This window comes from Bradyrhizobium sp. AUGA SZCCT0283 (assembly GCF_018130385.1).
Taxonomy (GTDB): domain Bacteria; phylum Pseudomonadota; class Alphaproteobacteria; order Rhizobiales; family Xanthobacteraceae; genus Bradyrhizobium.
The window spans coordinates 1-6,673 of record NZ_JAFCLU010000077.1 but is presented as its reverse complement, the minus strand read 5'-3'; the positions used below and the strand labels follow the sequence as shown (position 1 = coordinate 6,673).

At 59.5% G+C, this 6,673-nt stretch carries 5 protein-coding genes and 1 pseudogene; 5 read left to right on the top strand and 1 reads right to left on the bottom strand.

Annotation, left to right across the window (positions count from 1 at the left end):
* Window positions 1-219: 219 nt before the first annotated feature.
* Window positions 220-756, top strand: a complete 537-nt coding sequence (locus JQ624_RS37800; protein WP_409334425.1) for a hypothetical protein — start codon at window positions 220-222, stop codon at window positions 754-756.
* Between the two features lie 356 nt (window positions 757-1,112).
* Here JQ624_RS37800 and JQ624_RS37795 read toward each other — a convergent pair whose 3' ends face one another.
* Complete coding sequence (locus JQ624_RS37795; protein ID WP_249130404.1) at window positions 1,113-1,427, bottom strand: hypothetical protein; 315 nt, start codon at window positions 1,425-1,427, stop codon at window positions 1,113-1,115.
* A gap of 491 nt (window positions 1,428-1,918) precedes the next feature.
* Here JQ624_RS37795 and JQ624_RS39155 point away from each other — a divergent pair.
* The 4 genes and pseudogenes from JQ624_RS39155 to JQ624_RS37780 all read left to right on the top strand — a co-directional run.
* Window positions 1,919-2,083: pseudogene (locus JQ624_RS39155) on the top strand (SOS response-associated peptidase); the annotation flags it as partial.
* Between the two features lie 585 nt (window positions 2,084-2,668).
* On the top strand, window positions 2,669-3,133 hold the full coding sequence (locus JQ624_RS37790) for a (2Fe-2S)-binding protein (RefSeq protein ID WP_212423942.1): 465 nt from the start codon (window positions 2,669-2,671) through the stop codon (window positions 3,131-3,133).
* Window positions 3,130-5,370 carry a xanthine dehydrogenase family protein molybdopterin-binding subunit gene (locus JQ624_RS37785; RefSeq protein WP_212423941.1) on the top strand — a complete coding sequence of 747 codons (2,241 nt, stop codon included), beginning with the start codon at window positions 3,130-3,132 and terminating at the stop codon, window positions 5,368-5,370. The genes JQ624_RS37790 and JQ624_RS37785 overlap by 4 nt, the downstream gene beginning before the upstream one ends.
* Window positions 5,371-5,954: 584 nt before the next feature.
* Complete coding sequence (locus JQ624_RS37780) at window positions 5,955-6,494, top strand: DUF6714 family protein (protein ID WP_212423940.1); 540 nt, start codon at window positions 5,955-5,957, stop codon at window positions 6,492-6,494.
* The last annotated feature ends 179 nt before the right edge of the window (window positions 6,495-6,673 follow it).

The following is a 6,673-nucleotide window of genomic DNA, read 5'->3' as shown; positions in this document are numbered from 1 at the left end:
GCGCCACAGCAGTGCGTCAATTACTTTCGGCATGCTGGCTATGGACAATGACCCGCATCAAGTGGAAAGCGCTCTAGCGATCTGAAAGGATGGTTTGCCGAACTGGCAGCTCTCGACAACCCGATCCGTCGTGAGTTCCATTTATTCACATTGCTCTCCGGTTGCCGGCCCACCGCGCTGCAGGAGACCCAACGCAGCCACATTAATTTTGGACGGCGAATGGTGCATATCCCCAAGCCAAAGGGCGGCGCCAAACGGGCTTTTGATATTCCGCTCTCTCGGGAAATGGTCTTGTGCCTTATTCGTGCTATGCGTTTCGGCCGTCAGACGTATCCCTCGCAAGCCGCAGAATGGGTGTTTCCCTCCGACAGCGCATCAGGACATCTTGCCGGGCAGAAGGAAGACCGAGCCACCCTGTCGAAATGGGGCAACGATCTTCGTCAGAGCTTCCGTACCATCGCGACTGCCGCCGGCGTGTCGGAGTTCGACGCAAAACTGCTGATGAACCACGCTATTCCAGGCGTCAACGCAGGCTATGTCACCCGGCACAAGCTTCTCGAGGATCATCTCCGCAGCCAACAGCAAGCGATTAGCAGCGCCGTCTTTGCGGCTGTCGGGAGGTCCCTAAACGAACACTCAGGTATCCGGAATTGGCTTGGCCGCCATGGCCCCCAACAATTGGCCTTGGTAGCAGATGACGACAAAGATCATAGGCAGCGACCGACCGTCGAGCCGGCAGACTGCGAGGCAGCCTGAAGACACTTATTCATGATCGCTCCCGAGAAAACGAACAATAATCGTTTGGTTCAATTGCTGCGCATGCAACACATCAATATGCCCTAACGCGTATCTGAGTGAGAGTATGGACCAGCCCTCGCGGCGCAGGATATCCGATCGGCGGCACAACCGCTCGGCCACTGGCTACGGCCGGCGACTTCCGTTTCGGGTCAATCGCGTCATTTTGGTCGTCGGCCGACTAATTCCGGTCTTCCCTTGGAAACAGACATCATCAGGGCCGGTCGCCAGGTTTCAAAGGTGCCAGAACCTGACTCATGTCTACAACAACTTCGGCGGGCTCGAGGAGCGACGGCGGCACCGGGAGGTCGAGCAGGCTACCAGCCGCGAATGGTGAACCTTGGTCCGCCGTAGCCGTAGCCGCGATCGTAGTAGCCGAGGCCAGCGTAGTAGTTGTAGCTCCGGCCGGGAATGTAGCTGGGGTCGTAGTAATAACGCAGGACATAGCGCGGACCTCGGGTCCGCCAGCAGCGTCCAAAATACTCGTTGCAAACCAGACCGACCTGGTCGACGTTGGAGACTTCAGCGGAGTCGATCGTCGTCGCGTTGAGGGGCGCGGCGGAAGCATCGGAAGCGAGCAGCGCGGCACCGAATGCGCCCAGTGCGATAGCGGTTATTGAGGTTTTCGACATGAGGACCTCTACTATTGGAATCCACAAGCGATTGGCAGACTGCGCTCAATTGATGGGCCTGGTTGGTCTGCTTCTAAGTTCTCCGGCTGTTGCCGACATCTATCCTATTAGAGGGGTGTGGGTTGCCCCAAATCGCGATTTTCCTATCGGACCAAATGAAGCTTGCTTCACTGTGAGACTGTCAGGCATCGATGCAGTGGCTCGGAAATTCATTGCTGAGCTGCTTATATTTAACGAGAACAAGCGGTACGAGATCAAACAGAACTTACAGACCGTCAGCACGCTGGTTTCCACGAAGCCAGTAGAGGGTGGTTATTGGGTAACTGAATTTCCCGATGTTCGAAGGCGATTCTGGTTTAGACAAAAGATCACCTACCTTCTGACGATAATTGATCCTACGACTATAGAGGTTAGAAACAATTCACACAGAACAAGATTTGTGAAATGCAACCCACGAGGCAAGTTGCCCATCTGAGCGAAGGACAGCAATAATCCATTCCAAGGCAATGCCAGTGATCCTGACCACCGATGAGGAGCGCGATGTCTAGATGCGCGCGCCATGAAACGTGGCGAAGGCGCTACAGCGTCCGCCGCCGGATGAGGCGCTGAAGATCGTGGCGCGAGGGGCGGACAAGGAAGATTGGGCGGCGGCCTAAGACCGGTTCACGCGGCGTCGCAAGATGCTAGCCAAAGTCCGTAATTCCCTACTGAACTCGGACATTGCCCGATGCAGTCGGCACTTCGCATTTGTGCCAGGAGCGGTCCTGATCGGATGCGTCGTCTATAGCCGGGCATCGCTGCGCGACAGCGGCGAGGCGGAAATCCTCGGGCAGCAGTTGAACATTGGGGCGGTCGGATCCCGATCTCTCCTCGGACTTGCCGCAGAAGACCTTTCGGGAGCTGGCATCGCCATCAGCGAAGACAATATCCGCCGCGAGGTCTGGACCAAGCTGGTCCGCGACGCTCTGGTATCGTGCCTGACCAACGCGACGCTGGACCAGATCGGTCACGACGACGAACTCCTGCAGAAAGGCCGCCCGAAGGCAGCCTACGCCTCTCCCCATCGGGGAGAGGTGGCGTCCGCGGTCGCATCAATTCAAATCAAGATCATCTTGCAAGTCTTCGTGATCTTCATGACAGCGCCAAGGCTTTGGCGTAGGCTGCCGCAACTCTCACGTGACGGGCAGAACTATGCCGGCGCGGTCAAGGACCGGTGCGCCCCGAGGAGCTCCGGAGGTCACATGCAGCTCATCGTCAACGGCAAGACGCATCAGGTTGACGTCGAAGATGAGATGCCCCTGCTATGGGTCTTGCGCGACGTACTCGGAATCAGCGGACCCAAATATGGCTGCGGGGTCGCGATGTGCGGCGCCTGCACGGTGCATGTCGGCGGCGAGGCAATGCGATCCTGCTCGCTGCCGGCCGCGGACGTCAAGGGCGACATCACCACGATCGAGGGATTGGGCACGCCAGAGGCGATGCATGTCGTGCAGAAGGCCTGGGTAAAGCACCAGGTCGCGCAATGCGGCTACTGTCAGTCCGGCCAGATCATGTCGGCCGCCGCGCTGTTGAGAGTCAACCCCAACCCGAGCGACGACGACATCGACCAGGCGATGTCGGGCAATCTGTGCCGCTGCGGCACTTATTCGCGGATCCGCGCCGCGATCAAGACCGCGGCGCGCGAGCTCAGGGGACGCGCGACATGAGCAGGCTCGGCACGATCGCACGACGTACATTCCTGATCGGCTCCGCGGCGATCGCAGGCGGCGTCGCGTTCGGTGTTTATGCATACAAGCGCGAGCCGGAGAATCCGCTGTTGAGGCAGCTCGGCGATGGGCAGGTCGCGCTCACGCCCTACGTGCGCATCGACCAGACCGGGGTGACCATCATCACGCCGCGGGCCGATGTCGGGCAGGGCGTCGCGTCGGTGCTCGCGGCGCTGGTTGCGGAAGAGCTTGATGTTGCCTGGAACGACATCAAAATCGATTTTGGACCGCCGAGCGCGGCTTACTACAACGGCGCCGTGACGGCGGAAGGCCTACCATTTGCCGCGACCAACGACGGTCTGATTGCTCGCCAAGCGCGCGTCGTTGGCGATGCCGTGAGCAAGTTCTTGAGCCTGCAGATCACCGGCGGATCGTCGACCGTCCCCGACGCCTATGAGAAGATGCGCGTCGCTGGCGCGGTCGCGAGGGACGTCTTGCTGCAGGCCGCCGCAAAGCAGACCGGCATCGCCAAGGAGGAGCTGAAGACCAGCAACGGCAGCGTGATCACGCCACGTGGCGAAGCGCTCAGCTACGCGTCCCTGGCCGCGGACGCCGCCCGGATTGATCCTCCGAAAGATGTCCGGCTCAAGCCGGAAGCGGACTGGCGTTATCTCGGCAAGCCGATGCAGCGCATCGACATCGTCGAGAAATCAACGGGGACGACGACATTTGGCATCGACATCAAGATGCCCGGTATGGTCTACGCCACTGTGCGCACCAATCCGACGATCGGCGGCGGCATCAAGGGTTTTGATGCCAGCGCAGCCGAGAAGTCGAGAGGCGTCATCGCCATCGTGCCGATCACCGGCGGCGTCGGCGTGATCGCCGACAACACCTGGCGCGCCTTCAAGGCGGCAAGCCTGATTAAATGCGATTGGGGACCATCGCCCTATCCATCATCCAGCGCGGCCATGTTCCAGACGGTCGCTGCGTCCTTCACGGCGGAACGCCAGGACAGCCGGCTCAAGGATGATGGCGATGTGGAGACGGCGCTGCGAGGTACTGGCGTGCTCGAGGCCGAGTATAAAGTGCCATATCTCGCGCACGCGCCGCTCGAGCCGATGAATGCCGTGGTCCAGTTGAAGGACGGCCGGCTCGACATCTGGACGGGGACGCAAATTCCGCTGTTCGTGGTTACAATGGCGGCTGAGGTCACGGGGCTCCGCGCCGAGCACATCCACCTGCATTCCCTGTTTTCCGGCGGCAGTTTTGGCCGGCGCCTTGAACACGATTATGTCCGCCAGGCGGTCGAATTGGCGAAGGCGCATCCGGGACGTCCAATCAAGATGACCTGGACGCGCGAAGAGGACATGAGTCACGACTTCCCGCGTCCGCTCGGCATGGCGCGCATGCGCGGCGCGGTCAAGGATGGCAAGGTCGAGGCCTATGATCTCAAGCTCGCTTGCCCATCAGTGACTGCCTCGTGGTTTGGCCGGCTGCGCATCCCGACCTTCGGACCTGACACTGCCATCGTCGCGGGAGCCTGGGATCAGCCGTTCCGGATTCCGCACTATCGCGTCACCGGCTATCGCGTCCCGGAAATGGTGCCGGTCAGCTCATGGCGCTCGGTTGGCGCGTCCGGCAACGGCTTTCTGCACGACTGCTTCCTTGACGAGCTCATCCGCGCGGCGGGCGCCGATCCCCTGAAGGAACTGATCCGGCTCTGCTGGCACGAGCCGTCGCGCAAGGTGCTGGAAACGGTGGGCGAGATGTCAAAATGGGGCAGCGATCCCGGCAAGGACCGCGGGCGCGGAATCGCGTTCACGTTGTCGTTCGGCGTGCCCGTCGCGGAAGTCGTGGAGGTTACCAACACGCCGCGCGGCATCAAGATCGACAGGGTGTTCGTCGCGGCTGACGTCGGCAAAGTGCTCGCCCCCGAGAATTTCGAGAATCAGGTCCAAGGCGGCGTCATCTGGGGACTCGGCCACGCCATCAATTGCGAATTGACCTATGAGGACGGCGTGCCCGAGCAGACGAACTTTCATGCTTACGAAGGCTTGCGTCTCTACCAAACGCCGGTGATCGAGGTACGCGCGACCGACAACGGCAGCACCATCCGCGGCATCGGCGAGCCTCCGGTTCCGCCCGCCGCGCCCGCGCTCGCCAACGCCATCTTCGCTGCCACCGGCAAACGCATCCGCGAATTGCCGCTGAACAAGCAGATTGAATTTGTGTAGACTCCGTGCCGTAGGGGCGGGCTGCTAGCCAGCTAGGATGTGGACTCACTAATCCTGCTTCGCGCCGCTTAACCTATGTCAATGCCATACCAATTGGTTTAGGCCGAGTACTTATGAGCTAGGCGGCCAGGTTGATGTTCGCATGTCGCCAAGGGCGGCGCGATAGCGGACATGCTGGAGGTCCGAGAGGGGCCAAAGCGGTCTTTGTGCGGACAGCTAACGATGGACCGCAGTTGACCAAGGCAGCCCCTTCTCGCGAGCTTTCCGCGGTGGCGCCATACGTTCAGTTCTTCAGCCCTTCGAGCAGAGTCATGAAGGCGGCGTCTAGGGGGCCGAATGTCGGCTTGGGGTCAATCGCGTCATTTTGGTCGTCGGCCGACTACTTCCGGTCTTCCCCTATAAACAGACATCGTTATCGAGCGTAGGCATGTCTCAAAGCTGCCAATTCCGGAAGTCCAACTCCAATAAGCTACACCTGGCAACGATGTGTTAATCGCGACTACTAACGCGAAATTCAGTTAGCGGTCACTCCATTAGGATAGAGACTGATTGCGTTCCGTTACGATCCTAAAGACAGGCAAACGATGACAGTTTCCGCCGACGCCGTAATCGAAGAGATACGGCAAGCCTTTCCAGCAAGGCGGCAGGGCCGGTTCCTTCAATTGGTCAACAGCGCCCAAGGCGATGAACCACTGCGGGTAATCGCGGCATTTGACGATAAGGGTGACTGGACAACGCTCGCGCCCGAATGGCTAGATAAGGTGCCAAGCGGCCTTGGATCAGCTTTGAACTTTCTGGCGGATGAAGCGATTTGCTTTTACATCCCAGCTTACATTGTTGCAGATATGACCACCGCTTTGCAGATGGTCGATCCAACTTTCACGCTCACTCACGGCTTTGCCCACAGATCACACAGCAAGAGGGTCAAGCCACAAAGCGAGAAGACTTCGACCGAATATGCTCGCAATCGCTGGAGCCGGCTAAGTCACGCGCAGGCTGCCGCGATAGTTCATTATCTTGAATGGCGAGTACTGCGAGATCACGGCCATATCGTGAATAACAGCATTGTCGAAGCACTGGCAACGTATTGGTATGATCGAGCGGCGAAATCTCAAGAACGCTGAGCATCTTCTGCTTTGGGTCCAGGCTGTGTGAATACGTTTTTCCACCCCCAAAAACTGCACGCAACCAGGGACGATCCGCGTCGATACGACGGTCTGAGCGTATTTTGCTGTATCGAGTCTGGAGTCAACCCGGGCGCAACCTCGGGCTACGCTGAGCGACCTGAACGGTCACACGATGC